This window comes from Roseisolibacter sp. H3M3-2 (assembly GCF_029211165.1).
Taxonomy (GTDB): Bacteria; Gemmatimonadota; Gemmatimonadetes; order Gemmatimonadales; family Gemmatimonadaceae; genus Roseisolibacter.
This window is the reverse complement of record NZ_JARGEK010000107.1, coordinates 1-13,466: the sequence shown is the minus strand read 5'-3', so window position 1 is coordinate 13,466 and position 13,466 is coordinate 1. Positions and strand designations below refer to the sequence as shown.

The window sequence follows — 13,466 nt, the reverse complement described above, 5'->3', positions numbered from 1 at the left end:
GTCGCGTCGCCGCCGGGCGGCCCGCCGCCGGCGCCGCGGCGGCCGGCCGGGACGGCGCCGAGCGCGAGGAGGGCCGCCAGGGGGGGGGCGCGGCGGGCGGGGCGGGGCGGCGGCAGGGGACGGCGGTGCTGCGGGGGGAGACTCACATATACACCACCGCCTGCCCCCCGGCACGGGGGGGCAGGCGATGACGGGTCGTGCGGCGGTCGCCCGGGCTCAGTACCCCGCGTTCTGCACGAGCTGCGGGTTGTTCTGGATCTGGGTGGCCGGGATCGGGAAGAGGACCCGGTACGCCTCCGAGGCGTTCTTGAACTGGCGCGCCGCCGTGAAGCCGCCGAGGCGGATCATGTCCTGGCGCCGCTTCGCCTCGCCGGCGAACTCGTAGAGGCGCTCGCGCAGGATGGCGTCGCGCGTCTGCGCCTGCGTGAGGCTCGCCGCCAGCGGCTGGTCCGGCTCGAAGGCGCGGGCGCGGATCTGGTTGAGGATCGTGATCGCCTCCGCCGTCCGCCCGAGCTCGTTCAGCGCCTCCGCCTTGATCATGTACATCTCGGCCAGGCGGAAGTACGGGAAGTCGTGCGGGTGCGAGTCGCCGTCCGGCGCCTGGAGGAACGGGGAGAACTTGTTGAGGCGCGGCCCCTCGCCCTCGCCGGCGCGCGTGATGTCGCCGATCGTCTCGGTGAAGACGAGCGGGGCGCCCGCGCGGTCGGTGGTCGGCTGGCCGGTGGCGAAGCTGACCTGCGGGCCGGCGAGCCACACGCCGCGGCGCACGTCGGCCGCGTTGTACGACCGGTAGGTCTCGGCGATGGTCGCGAAGCCGTTCCACGGGCCGCCGCCGACGCCGTGCTGGTTGTAGTGCAGCGACCGCTGCGGGAACGAGTTCCCGAGCCCCGGCGACTCCGAGTTGTTGATGACGAAGATCAGCTCCGGGGAGCTGGAGTTCGACGCCGTGAAGTTCGCGCGGTAGTCGGAGTTCAGCGAGTAGACGCCCGAGTTGATGACGCGGTCGGCGGCGTCGATCGCGTTCTGCCAGCGCTGGGCGGCCGGCTGCAGCCCGGCGGCCGTCACCGTGCCCTGGAAGACGCGGGCGTTGAGGTACATGTTCGCCAGGATCGCGTTGGCGACGTGGCGGTTGACGCGGCCGTACGCCGAGGCGCGCTCCGGCAGCACCGTGCGCGCGGCGTTGAGCTCGTTCTCGATGAAGCGGAAGAGCGAGTCGCGCGACACGCGCGGGCGCGCCTCGACCTCGGTCGAGGTCACGAGCGGCACGCCGCCGAACATGTCCATCAGGACGTAGTAGAACCACGCGCGCAGCGTGCGCAGCTCGGCGAGGTTCTGGTCCTTGGTCGGGCTGGTGCTGGTCTCGACGACGCTGATCATCAGGTTCGCCTTGGCGACGCCCGAGAACATGTCGTTCCAGAGGCCGTTCATGTCGTCGAGCGCCGAGCCGGAGTTGGCGCCCCACGTGTGGCGGTAGATCTCGATCCAGCGGCCGTTGTCGAACCAGTCGGAGCCGCGGGTGGGGACGATCTGCTCGTCCGTCGTGATCTCGCTCAGGTTGTAGTACGCCCACTGGGTGCGGCGCAGCTGCGCGTACACCGAGGCCGAGCCGGCGAGGATCTCCTCGTCCGTCTTGAAGGCGTTCTGCGGGGTGAGCGCGTCGCGCGGGGTCTCGGTCAGGTCCGTGCACCCCTGCACGGCCCCGAGGCTCCCCGCGAACAGCAGCGCGCCCAGGGCGCGCCGGCGGAGGGACTGCGGCATGGAGGTCGGCATAAGCTCCGGTAATGCGGGTTCCGAGGGCGGGACGGGTCGGTCGGGGCGGACCGGGGGGCGCCGCGCGGGCGCCCCGCCGATCCCGCCTCGTCAGAACTGAATGCGGGCGCCGGCCGTGAAGGTCCGGGCGCGCGGGTACGCCAGGTAGTCGATGCCGCGCGAGGCCGAGCCCGTCACGCCGTCGCCGGCGCGCACGAACACCTCCGGGTCGTAGCCGTCGTAGCCCGTGAACAGGAGGAGGTTGTCGCCCGACACGTACAGGCGGGCGTCGCGCCCGGCGACGTTCAGCCGGTAGCCGAGCGTCACGTTCTGCAGGCGCACGAACGACCCGTTCTCGATCCAGCGCGAGGAGTAGATCGCCGGCTCCAGGAAGGCGTCCTGCTGCTCGAGCGCCGACGCCAGGAAGTTGCGCCCCTGCGCCGCGTTGGCCGTCGTCGAGTAGACCAGCGCCGTGTTGTTGAACACGTCGGCGCCGAACTCGCCGCGCCACAGCCAGCTCGCGTCGAACTTGTTCCAGGTCAGGTTGCTGCGGAAGCCGAGGCTGAAGTCGGGGTTCGCGTCCCCGATGATCGCCTCGTCGTCGCCCGTCGGCGCCGTCGTCTGGCCGTTCACGCAGTCCGACCCGCTGCGGCTGCAGGCGAAGACCTGCTTGTTCTGCGCGTTGAAGCCGACGAAGCGCGGGCCCCAGAAGGTGCCGATCGGCTGCCCGGGGATGAGGCGCTGGGCGAACCGCCCCGACTGCCCCTGCCCGCTGACCGTGCCGATGTTGGCCAGGAACTCGCGGCCGAGGCCCAGCTCGACGACCTCGTTGCGGTTCACGTTGAACACGAGCCCCGACGTCAGCGTGCGCGCGGCGCCCTCGAGGATGTTCGCGTCGAGGCTCAGCTCGACGCCGCGGTTGCGCACCTTGCCGATGTTCTCGACGCGGTTGGCGACGACGGCGGGCTGCGCCACCGGCACGTCGAGCAGCAGGTCCTTGGTGTCCTTCTGGTAGAAGTCGAGGACGCCCGTGAACCGGTTGTTCGAGAAGCCGTAGTCGAGGCCGATGTTCAGCTGCTCCGACGTCTCCCACTTGAGGTCCGGGTTCGCGACCTGCGTCGCCGCGAAGCCGTTGATCAGGACGCTCCCGAACGGGTAGCGCGCGTCGTTGTTGGAGCGGAAGAGCAGCTGCGTGCCGTACGGGCGCACCGCCTGGTTCCCCTGGCGGCCGAAGCCGGCGCGGAGCGACAGCGTCGAGAACGGCCCGTCCTTCAGGAACTCCTCCTCGCTCAGGCGCCACGACGCCGAGACGGCGGGGAAGAGCGACCACTTGTTCCCCTCGGCGAGGCGCGACGACCCGTCGTAGCGCAGCACGCCGGTGAGGAAGTACTTGTTGCGGAAGCCGTAGTTCGCGCGGCCGAAGAACGAGACCAGCCGGCTCTCCTCGATGTACGACGTCGGCGGCGGCGAGCTGGCCTGCGTGCCGGCGCCCAGGTTGTCGAACCGGAAGGCGTCGGTGCGGAACCCGCGCGCCTCGGCCTCGAAGCCGCGGTTGTCGAACTCGGAGAACTCGTAGCCGCCGAGCACCTCGAGGTCGCTGTTGTCGCTGAACTGCGGCGCGTAGGTCAGCAGCCCCTGGAAGTTCACGTTCTGCAGCGACCGCTCGGCCTGGCGCGCGCGCCCGCCCGTCGACGCGCCCACGGGGCTCGCCAGCGGGAAGTACGTCTGGCGGACCGAGTTCGAGTAGTCGATGCCGACCGTCGTGCGTGCCGTCAGGCTCGGGAGCAGCGCGTACGACGCGTTGATGTTGCCGAGGACGCGGTTCTCGGGGGCGACGTCGGTGATCTGGCGCGCCAGCGCCACCGGGTTGCGCACCGACTGCGCGCCCGTGCCCACCTCGTAGTACGTGCCGCCCTGCGCGAACACCGGCTGCGTCGGGTTGAACACCGCGACGTTCGTGAACACGCCGCCGTCGAAGCCGGCCGTGTTGTCGAAGGGCAGGTACTTGTTGTTGACGCGCGACGCCGTGAGGTTGACGCCCGTCTGCAGCTTGCCCTGGAACGCCTGCGTCGTGGCGTTGATGCGCCCCTGGTAGCGCGCCAGCCCGTTGGCGATGACCACGCCCTGCTGGTCGAAGTAGTTCAGCGCCGCGCGGTACTGCGTCGTCTGCGACCCGCCGGAGAACGACAGGTTGTGGTTCTGCGTGTAGCCGACGCGCGTGACCTCGTCCTCCCAGTCGGTGTTCGCCGAGCCGAGGCTGGAGCGGGCCGTCGCCGGGAGCGCGCCGCTCGAGATCTGCTGCTCGACGAAGTTCCGGTACTCGTTGCCGTTCAGGAAGTCGAGCGTGCGGGCCGCCGTGGCGGCGCCGAAGTACGTCTCGTACTCGACCTGCGACGCGCCGGCCTGCCCGCGCTTGGTCTCGATGAGCACCACGCCGTTGGCGCCGCGGCTGCCGTAGATCGCCGTCGCCGACGCGTCCTTGAGGACGGTGATCGACTGGATGTCGTTCGGGTTGAGCGAGTTCAGCGGGCTGCGCGAGAGCGACGCCGAGTTGCCGATCGCCAGCCCGCTGGCCACCGCGTTGTCGTTCTGCAGCGGCACGCCGTCGATGACGTAGAGCGGCTCGTTGCTGGCGGTGATCGAGGTGCCGCCGCGGACGCGGATCTGCGCGCCGCCGCCCGGCTCGCCGTTGTTGGCGGTGATGTTGACGCCCGCCACGCGGGCCGTCAGGAGCTGGTTGGCGTTCTGGATCACGCCGACGTTCGCCTGCTCGGCCTGCACGGTCGCGACCGACCCGGTCACCGCCTCGCGGCGCTGCGTGCCGTAGCCGACGACCACCACCTCGGTCAGCGCGGTGGCGACCGAGGAGAGGTTGACGGTGATCGTCGCCGTCGCCCCGGGGTTGACGGTGACCGGCACCTCCTTGGAGGCGTAGCCGATGCGCGCGACCCGGACGCGCTGGGCGCCGGCGGGGACGTTCGCCAGGGTGAAGCCGCCGTCGTTCCGCGACAGCGCGCCGAGCTGCGTCCCGACGACGGAGACCGTCACGTTCGAGAGCGGCTGCTGCGCGGTCGAGTCGACGACCCGGCCGGTGATCGTCCCCGTCGAGGCCTGTGCGCCGAGCGCGCCGGCCCACACGAGACCGCCGACGAGCACGGGCACGAAGCCACGAGCCACTGCTGCCATACGTCTGTCCTCCAGGGAGGCGGTGGAGTCTGGACTCCCCGCGCGCCCCGGCGGTCGGGGGACGCGAGGGGCCGGCAGACGGCCGGCCAGCCGTCGATCCGGCGGGACGCGTCCGGGGGGACGCGTCGGGCGCTACTCCCGAGCGGCGCGCCTGGCGGCATGGAGGACGGCCCCCCTCGCGGGCGACCGGCTACCGTACGTCTCCACCCCACCCGTCGTCCGTCGGCCCTGCGTGCGACTGCGCGTGCGACTCCTCGTGCGACTGCCGTACAAAAGCGCCGAACAAAAGCGGGCGAGGCCGCCCCGCTGCACCATCGGCCGCGCTCCCTGCCCTCCAGGGCCGCGCGGCTTGCATCACTCCCTGTGCTGTAGTGCGGGACCTACCACTCCCCGACGTGGACCCCGCCGCCGCCCGCGCCGTCACGCCGAACGGGGTTCGGGCGCGCGGTCGCACGGCGGGGCAGCGCCCTGGCTCCATGGCCAGTCCGCGCGCGGCCAGATATTCTCCCGCGCGCCACGATTGTCAAGGTCGTGTACGGAATCCGCGACGCCACCGCCCGCCGCATGCGCCGTCCGCTCCTCGCCCTCCTCCCCGCCCTCGCGCTCCTCGCGAGCCCGGCGGCCCCCGCCGGCGCCCAGCGCCAGACGCGCGCGCCGCTCCTGACGTTCCCCGAGCCGGGGCTCGACGACACCGCCGCCTACCGCGGCTACCGCACCCGCCTCTGGCAGGACGCGGCCGGCAACACCCTCCAGGTCTACCTCGACGGCCGCGAGGGGCGGGTCGTCCACCTGTGGGCCGACGCCGAGAACGAGAGCCTGGGGCTCTCGGCGCGCGACGCCGGGGACCGGCCGGCCGCCCTCCGCTGGGACGGGGCCACGGCCACCGTCACCCGCGCCGGCGCCGCCCGCTCGGTCGAGTACCGCGTCGCCGCCGACCTCCCCGAGCTCCGCCTCGGCTGGTTCCTCCTCGGCTCGATGCGCGTCGAGCGCGACTTCCAGTACTGGAAGAAGCACCGCGCCCCGTTCACCGACCCGCCCTTCCGGCTGGAGGAGGAGGAGCGCCTGTTCGCCGCCCTCGACCGGCTGCCGGCCGGGACGCGCCGCGCCCACCTCGCCCCGCTGGGCGTGGCCGACGTGGCGGCGCTGCGGCAGCGCGTCGAGCCCGTGGTCACGGCGGGGCCGGAGGGGGCGCGGTGGGTCGCCCGCGTCGTGCGGCGCACCCTCGACGGGCGCGACTCGCTGATGCTGGAGGTCGTGACCGACCCCGCCCGCGTCGAGGCGTCGCGGCAGGGGGCGGCGGTGGCGCTGCGCGCGCGCGACGGACGCACCGTCCCCCTCACCCTCCGCGTCACGACCACCGGCGCCGCGCTGACGCCGCTCACGCGGGCCGAGATCTTCACCCCGGCGTTCACCGCCTTCGCCGCCCAGCAGGCGCGGCTGCCGGGGGAGGCGGCGCGGCTGCGCGCGCGGCGCACCGAGCGGCAGATGCGCGGCGTCGAGGCGCTGGCCTCGCGCGACAAGCTGATGGCGGGGCTCCCGACCTACGCCACCTACTTCGGGCGCGACCAGCTCGTCTCGGCGCTCATGATGCGCCCGATCTGGAAGGAGGCGGTGCCGGCGGCGGTCATCGCCAGCGTGCTGCGCAAGCTCTCCCCCGACGGGGAGGTGAGCCACGAGGAGGCGCTCGGCGGCCAGGCGGTGCGCGAGGCGGCCGCCGAGTACGCCGCGCTGGTGGACAGCGCGCTCGGCGCCGGCGCGGCCGGGAGCGCGCGGAGCGACTCGCTGCTCGCCCGCGCCGCCGCGGTGCTGCGCGACCACCGCCGGGTGCGCGAGAACTACCACATGATCGACGACGAGCTGCAGCTGCCGGTGCTGGCGGCGCGCTGGCTCGCCGACTCGACGATCCCGGCGGCGCGCCGCCGCGCGTTCCTGGCCGACAGCGCCGACGGTGGCGGGTCGCGCGCCGCCCGCCTGCTGCGCGAGCTGGCGCTGGTGGCGCGCATGACCGCGCCCTACGCCGCGCGCCCCGAGCCCGCGAACCTCGTCGGCTTCGCGCGGCGCGACGCCACGCGCTGGGGGGCGCTCAGCTGGCGCGACAGCGGCGTCGGGTACGCCAACGGGCGCTACGCGATGGACGTCAACGCGATCTGGGCGCCGCACGCGCTGGAGGCGGTGGCGACGATCCTCGACGCGATGGGGCGGCTCGGCTTCGCGCGCGACTCGCTGCTGCGCGCCTCCCCCGCCCTCGCGGCCGGCACGCCGCTCGGCGACTGGGCGCGCGACCCGGGGGCGCTGCGCGCCGCCGCCGAGACGTGGTGGGGGGCGTCGCGCCACTTCCTGGTGTCGCTGCCGGCCGACACGGTGCGGGCGCGCGTCGCCGCGCGGCTGGTGGCGATGCCCGAGGCCGAGCGCGCGCACTGGCGCGGCGTGCACGCGCGCCCCGGCGCCGACCGCGCGCCGCTCGAGTTCCTCGCGCTGTCGCTCGACGAGCAGGGGCGCCCGATCGGCGTCGCCAACTCCGACCCGTCGACGCGGCTCTTCCTCGGCGAGTCGCTGCTGCGGCGCGGCGCCCCCGACCCGGCGGCGCGGGCGGCGGTGCTGCGCGACGTGCGCCTGTTCGCGCGCGCCTACCCCGTCGGGCTGCTGGTGGGGGGCGTCGGCCCGGTGGTGGCCAACGACGCGTACGCGCCGCCGCCGGTGTGGGCGATGTTCGAGGACCTCTACCACAGCCCGCGCGCGGTGTGGGGGCGCGAGGTGAACCTGTTCCTGCTGGGCGTCGCGCACCACGTGCGGCTGGCCGGCGGGCCGTCGCCGCGCGACGCGGCCTCGCGCGCGTACGTGCGCGAGCTGCTCGACGCCGCGGCGGCGGTCGAGCGCGCGGTCGAGGCGTCGGGCTTCCACAGCGAGCTGTGGAGCTACGACTTCCCGGGCGGGCGGCTGACGCCGGTGCGCTACGGCTCGGGCGCCGACGTCCAGCTCTGGAGCACGACCGACCTGGCGGTGCGCTACGCGCTCCGCGGCCTGCTGCGGTAGACCGCAGCGACGGCGCGGCTCGCTGGTACGCCCCCTGCGCTGCACGGCGGCGTCTCGGGCGCGCGGGACGGCGGGGCGGTCGGGGTGGGCGCGCACGGACACCAACTCCTCGCGCCCTCCGTGCGCCCTCCCGTCGAGACGGCCCGCGGGCCCGCGCTCCGCGCGCGCGACCTGCTCCTCGTGCTGCCGCTGCTGGCGCTGCTCGCCGCGTGGGCGGCGCCGCCGCGCCGCGTGCTGCGCGTGTGCGCGGACCCGAACAACCTCCCCTTCTCCAACCGGAAGGAGGAGGGGTTCGAGAACCGGCTCGCGGAGCTGGTGGCGCGCGAGCTGGGCGCGCGGGTGGAGTACACGTGGTGGGCGCAGCGGCGCGGCTTCTTCCGCGAGACGCTGAACGCGCGGCAGTGCGACCTCGTCCCCGGCGTGCCGACGGCGCTGGAGATGGTGCGGCCGACGCGCCCGTACTACCGCTCGTCGTACGTCTTCGTGCAGCGGCGCGACGCGCGCGCGCCGGTGCGCTCGCTCGACGACCCGGCGCTGGCGTCGCTGCGCGTCGGCGTGCACCTGGTGGGCGACGACTACGCCAGCACGCCCCCCGCGCAGGCGCTGGCGGCGCGCGGGCTGGGGCGCAACCTCGTCGGCTTCACCGTCTACGGCGACTACGCGCAGCCCGACCCGCCGGCGCGCCTGGTCGAGGCGGTGGCCGACGGGCGCGTCGACGTCGCGATCGTGTGGGGGCCGCTGGCCGGCTACTTCGCGCGCCGGCAGCGCGTGCCGCTCGCCGTGACGCCGGTGACGCCGCAGCTCGACCCGCGCTCGACGCCGCAGGCGTTCGACGTGTCGATGGGGGTGCGCCGCGCCGACGCCGCCTTCGCCGACACGGTGAACGCCGTGCTGGCGCGCCGGCGCGCCGCCGTGGACTCGATCCTCGACGCGTACGGGGTGCCGCGGGTGGCGCGCCCGCCCGGCGCGCGCGGGGGGCGTCGGTGAGCGTCGCGCGCCGGGCGCGCGGCCTCGCGGCCGCGCCGCTGCTGCTCGCCGGCTGCTCGCTCAACCGCTTCCAGAGTGCGCTCGATCCCGCGGGGACGCAGGCGTCGCGCATCGAGCGGCTGTGGTGGCTGGCGCCGGCGCTGGCCGCCCCGGCGTACCCGCTCACGATGGCCGCGCTGGCGGTCGCGACCGGGCGGCGCGGGCGCGCCCCCGCGCTGCCGCGCGTCGAGCCGTCGCCGGCAGCGGAGCGGCGCGCCACGCGCTGGGTGGCGGCGGCCACCGGCGCGACGGTCGTGGTGCTGTTCGTCTTCCTGGCGGCCGACCTGTTCACCGGGCGGGCGCTCCTGGCGCTCGGGCGCGGCGGCGACCGGCCGCTGCACGTGCGGGTGACCGGCGTGCAGTGGTGGTGGCGCGTCGAGTACCGCGACCCCGCGCCCGGGCGGTCGATGACCACCGCCAACGAGCTGCGCATCCCCGTCGGGCGACCCGTGGTGCTGGAGCTGGAGACGGAGGACGTGATCCACTCGTTCTGGGTGCCGGCGCTGCACGGGAAGCGCGACCACGTCCCGGGGCGGCACAACACGCTGACGCTGCGCGCCGACCGGCCGGGGGTCTACCGCGGCCAGTGCGCGGAGTACTGCGGGCTGCAGCACGCCAAGATGGGGATCGACGTGGTGGCGATGCCGCCGCGCGCGTTCGACGCCTGGTACGCGGGGCAGCTGGCCGACGCCGCGCCGCCGGCCGACTCGCTGCGCGCCGAGGGGATGCGCGCGTTCCTGAGCGGGCCGTGCGCCGCGTGCCACGCGGTGCGCGGGACGCCGGCGTCGGCGCAGTCGGGGCCCGACCTCACGCACGTGGCGTCGCGGCGGTCGCTGGCCGCGGGGACGCTCCCCAACACGCGCGGGCACCTGGCCGGCTGGATCGTGGACCCGCAGTCGCTCAAGCCCGGGACGTACATGCCGCCCAACGACCTGCCGGCGCCGGCGCTGCGCGCGCTGCTCGCCTACGTGGAGGGGCTGCGGTGACGGCCGTCGCCGAGGCGCCCGCCGACGCGGGGGCGACGCGCGCGCCCACGGAGCGCGAGCGGCTGGAGCGCACGTGGGCCGACCCGCCGGGGCTGTGGGGGTGGCTGACGACGGTCGACCACAAGCGCATCGCGGCGCGCTACGTCGTGACCGCGTTCGTGTTCTTCGCGCTCGGCGGGATCGACGCGCTGGTCATGCGCACGCAGCTGGCGGTGCCCGAGGGGCGGGTCGTGGACCCCGACCGGTACGCGCAGCTGTTCACGGTGCACGGGACGAACATGATGTTCCTGTTCGCCGTGCCGGTGATGCTGGCGGTGGGGCTGTACATGGTCCCGCTGATGGTCGGCGCGCGCAACGTCGCCTTCCCGCGGCTCAACGCGCTGGGCTACTGGGCGTACCTCGCCGGCGGGACGCTGCTCTGGGCGTCGCTGCTGCTGAACACGGGGCCGGACCAGGGGTGGTTCAGCTACGTCCCGCTCGCGCTGTCGGAGTACTCCCCCGGCAAGCGGGTGGACGTGTGGGCGCAGATGATCACCTTCACGGAGATCTCGGGGCTCATCAGCGCGGTCGAGATCGTGGTGACGGTCCTCAAGTGCCGCGCGCCGGGGATGACGCTGGCGCGGATGCCGATCTTCGTGTGGGCGATGTTCGTCACCGCGATGATGGTGCTGCCGTCGCTGGCGGTCATCGCCACCGCCAGCCAGATGCTGGCGATGGACCGGCTGGTCGACACGCACTTCTTCGACGTCGACCGCGGCGGCGACGCGATCCTCTGGCAGCACCTGTTCTGGTGGTTCGGCCACCCCGAGGTCTACATCGTCTTCCTGCCGGGGACGGGGTTCGTGTCGGCGGTGCTGCCGGCGTTCACGCGGCGCCAGGTGTTCGGCTATCCCGCCGTCGTGATGGCCACCATCGCCACCGGGTTCCTCGGCTTCGGCGTGTGGGTGCACCACATGTTCGTAAGCGGGGTGCTGCACCAGGCGGGGAGCTTCTTCACCGCCGCGAGCGTGCTGATCACGATCCCGACGGCGGTGCAGATCTTCTGCTGGATCGCGACGATCTGGACCGGGCGCCCGCGCTTCGGCGTGCCGTTCCTGTTCGTGCTCGGCTTCTTCGCCACGTTCATCGTCGGCGGGCTGACCGGGGTGATGCTGGCGTCGATCCCGCTCGACCAGCAGGTCCACGACAGCTACTTCGTGGTCGCCCACCTGCACTACGTCCTGCTGGGCGGCGGCGTCTTCCCGCTGTTCGCGGCCGTCTACTACTGGTTCCCCAAGTGGACCGGCCGGATGCTCGGCGAGCGGCTGGGGAAGGCGCACTTCTGGCTGTGGTTCGTGGGCGTGCAGCTCACCTTCTTCCCGATGCACCTGCTCGGCCTCGCCGGGATGCCGCGGCGGGTCTACACCTACCTCGACGGGCTGGGGTGGAACGGGCTCAACGCGACCGCGACCGTGGGCGCGTGGGTGCTGGCGCTGAGCGTGGCCGCGTTCGCGTTCAACGTCGTCCACGCGCTGCGCCGCGGCGCGCGCGCCGACGCCGACCCGTGGGGGGCCGACACGCTGGAGTGGGCGACGCCGTCGCCGCCGCCGCCGTACAACTTCGAGCGGCCGCCGGTGGTCCAGGGGCGCGCCGCGCTCTGGTCGCGCACCCCCGACGCGCCGGTCGTCGTCGGGCTGTCCACCGAGCGGCGCGAGATCCTCGTCACGACGGCGTACGACGCGGAGCCCGACCACCGGCACCGCGACCCCGACCCGTCGATCTGGCCGTTCGTCACGGCGCTCTCGGTGTCGGTGTTCTTCGTCGCGCTGATGTTCACGCCGTGGGCGGTGGTGTCCGGCTCGGCGCTGCTGCTCCCGCCGCTGCTGGCGTGGGGGTGGCCCAAGCGGGAGCGGGCGACGTGAGCGCGCCGGCGCGCCCCGCCGAGCCGCTGACGATCGACGTGTCGGTGCTCCCCGACGCGGCGTTCGGGCACCGCGGGCTCACCTGGTGGGCGACGGTGGCCTTCATGGCCATCGAGGCGTCGACGCTGCTCGCCTGCCTGGGCGCGCTGGTCTACCTGCGCACCAACACGACGCAGTGGCCGCCGGCTCCGTACGCGCCGCCCGACGTCGCCCCGTTCGCCGCGAACGTCGTCCTGCTGCTGGGGAAGCTGTGGCCGTTCGGGCGCGCCGAGGCGGCGGCCAAGCGCCTCGACGAGGCGGGGGTGCGGCGGTGGATGCTGATCGGGACGCTGTGGGGGCTCGTGTGCGTCGTGCTGCGCGGCTTCGAGCTGGCCGCGCTCGACGTGCGGTGGGACGACGACGCGTACGGCTCGGCGGTGTGGGCGGTCTCGGTCGCGCACACCTCGCTGCTGGTCACCGACCTGCTCGAGAGCGCGGCGATCACGGCGATCTTCTTCCTCACGCACCCGCAGCCGCGCCACTTCTCCGACGTCGAGGACTCGGCGCTGTACGAGCGCTTCCTGTCGATCTCGTGGGCGGTGCTGGCGGCGGCGCTCGTCCTCGCCCCCCGGCTCCCGTGAGGGCGGCATGAGCGAGCGTCCCGCGGTCTACACCGACTGGCCGTCGCGCCGCGACGTCGCGCTGACGTTCGGCGTCGTCGCCGGCCCGCTGGCGCTGCTGGCGGCGCTGCACGCCCGCTACGCGCTGATCGGGGGGTGGGGGTGCGGGAGCGCGGCGGCGACGGCGCCGTCGAGCGCGGCGTCGGCGGCCGGGCTGCTGCTCTGCGTCGCCGCGGCGCTGGCCGCGCGCTCGCAGTGGCCCCCGGCGGCGCGCGGCGAGGACCCGGGCGACGGGGGCGGCCCCGAGGGGCGGACGCGGGTGCTGGCGGTGCTCGGCGTCGGGACCTCGGCGCTCTCGGCGCTGACCGTGGTCGCGATGTGGCTGCCGCAGCTGATCCTCGACCCGTGCCGCCGATGACCGCGCGCCGCCTCCTCCTGCTCGCCCTCCTGCCGCTCGGCGCGTGCACGCCCGACCGCGCGCGCGAGGAGACGGCCGCGCGCCTCACGCGCGGCGGGAACCCGGAGACGGGGAAGGCGCTGATCCGCCAGTACGGGTGCGGCTCCTGCCACGTGATCCCGGGGATCCCCGGCGCGACCGGCGGCGTGGGGCCGGCGCTCGACCGCCTGCGGCAGCAGCCGTACGTCGCCGGCGTGACGCTGAACACCCCCGACCACCTGATGCGCTGGGTGCAGGACCCGCAGGCGGTCGACTCGCTGACGGCGATGCCCGACCTCGACGTGTCGCAGCGCGACGCGCGGCACATCGTGGCGTACCTGTACGCCGCGGGGCGCTGACGGTGGCGCCGGTCCCGCCGCCCGCGCTCGCGGCGCTCGCGCTGCTGCACCCCGGCGCGCCTCCGGCGCCGCACGACCTGCTCGCGTCGTGGGCGCCCTCCCCCGCCCTGGCGCTGGCGCTGGCGGCGCTGGCCGCGCTGTACGGGCTCGGGACGCGACGCGTGTGGGCGCGCGCCGGCGCCGGGCGCGGC

Annotated in this window: 9 protein-coding genes and 1 pseudogene; 8 read left to right on the top strand and 2 right to left on the bottom strand. The window is 74.6% G+C overall.

Going from position 1 to position 13,466, the window contains the following annotated elements:
- Positions 1-216: 216 nt before the first annotated feature.
- Both PYV61_RS11005 and PYV61_RS11000 read right to left on the bottom strand, forming a co-directional pair.
- Positions 217-1,758, bottom strand: coding sequence for a RagB/SusD family nutrient uptake outer membrane protein (locus PYV61_RS11005; protein WP_275831340.1), 1,542 nt, complete (start codon positions 1,756-1,758; stop codon positions 217-219).
- Positions 1,759-1,860: 102 nt separating this feature from the next.
- Positions 1,861-4,911 carry a TonB-dependent receptor gene (locus tag PYV61_RS11000; protein ID WP_275831338.1) on the bottom strand — a complete coding sequence of 1,017 codons (3,051 nt, stop codon included), beginning with the start codon at positions 4,909-4,911 and terminating at the stop codon, positions 1,861-1,863.
- A 588-nt stretch (positions 4,912-5,499) separates the two neighbouring features.
- Between PYV61_RS11000 and PYV61_RS10995 the strand changes: the two genes are divergently transcribed.
- The 8 genes and pseudogenes from PYV61_RS10995 to PYV61_RS10960 all read left to right on the top strand — a co-directional run.
- The gene (locus tag PYV61_RS10995; protein WP_275831336.1) at positions 5,500-7,968 is read left to right on the top strand and encodes a hypothetical protein; all 2,469 of its coding nucleotides are present in this window, start codon (positions 5,500-5,502) and stop codon (positions 7,966-7,968) included.
- A gap of 120 nt (positions 7,969-8,088) precedes the next feature.
- Positions 8,089-8,955, top strand: a complete 867-nt coding sequence (locus PYV61_RS10990; protein WP_275831334.1) for a substrate-binding domain-containing protein — start codon at positions 8,089-8,091, stop codon at positions 8,953-8,955.
- Positions 8,952-9,980 (top strand): cytochrome c oxidase subunit II, encoded by a 1,029-nt coding sequence (gene coxB / locus PYV61_RS10985; protein ID WP_275831332.1) that lies wholly within the window; start codon positions 8,952-8,954, stop codon positions 9,978-9,980. Before PYV61_RS10990 ends, coxB begins: the two co-directional genes overlap by 4 nt.
- On the top strand, positions 9,977-11,881 hold the full coding sequence (ctaD, locus tag PYV61_RS10980) for a cytochrome c oxidase subunit I (RefSeq protein ID WP_275831330.1): 1,905 nt from the start codon (positions 9,977-9,979) through the stop codon (positions 11,879-11,881). The genes coxB and ctaD overlap by 4 nt, the downstream gene beginning before the upstream one ends.
- On the top strand, positions 11,878-12,501 hold the full coding sequence (locus PYV61_RS10975) for a hypothetical protein (RefSeq protein WP_275831328.1): 624 nt from the start codon (positions 11,878-11,880) through the stop codon (positions 12,499-12,501). The genes ctaD and PYV61_RS10975 overlap by 4 nt, the downstream gene beginning before the upstream one ends.
- 7 nt (positions 12,502-12,508) lie before the next feature.
- A complete protein-coding gene (locus PYV61_RS10970; protein WP_275831326.1) occupies positions 12,509-12,898 on the top strand; it encodes a hypothetical protein in 390 nt (129 codons plus the stop codon).
- Positions 12,895-13,275 (top strand): c-type cytochrome, encoded by a 381-nt coding sequence (locus tag PYV61_RS10965; RefSeq protein WP_275831324.1) that lies wholly within the window; start codon positions 12,895-12,897, stop codon positions 13,273-13,275. The genes PYV61_RS10970 and PYV61_RS10965 overlap by 4 nt, the downstream gene beginning before the upstream one ends.
- Positions 13,276-13,277: 2 nt before the next feature.
- Positions 13,278-13,466: pseudogene (locus tag PYV61_RS10960) on the top strand (hypothetical protein); the annotation flags it as partial.